Below are 315 nucleotides of genomic sequence, written 5' to 3'. Positions count from 1 at the left end.
CACCGCCGTCCTCCTGGAGGAGGGCATCACCGGCGAGGATGTGGCGCCGGCTATCGGTCGTCCGCTGCCCAACGTCCGTACCTACGTCCTGGACGCCTATCTGCGGCCGGTTCCCGCCGGTGTCACCGGTGAGTTGTATGTCGCGGGTGACGGTCTGGCCCGGGGTTATGTCGGTCGTGCGGATCTGACGGCGGAGCGGTTCGTGGCTTGCCCCTTCGGCGACGGCGACGACGGTGACGGTGGCGGCCGGATGTACCGCACCGGCGACCTCGCCCGCTGGCTGCCGGACGGCAGTGGCCAACTGGCCTTCGTGGG

Annotated in this window: 1 protein-coding gene; it reads left to right on the top strand. The window is 70.5% G+C overall.

Annotation, left to right across the window (positions count from 1 at the left end):
• On the top strand, positions 1-315 hold a 315-nt coding region (locus LQ326_RS47570), incomplete at both ends, for an AMP-binding protein (protein WP_234545432.1).

It is taken from the genome of Streptomyces shenzhenensis, from assembly GCF_021462265.1.
Taxonomy (GTDB): domain Bacteria; phylum Actinomycetota; class Actinomycetes; order Streptomycetales; family Streptomycetaceae; genus Streptomyces; species Streptomyces shenzhenensis.
This window is presented reverse-complemented; position numbering and strand designations above follow the sequence as displayed.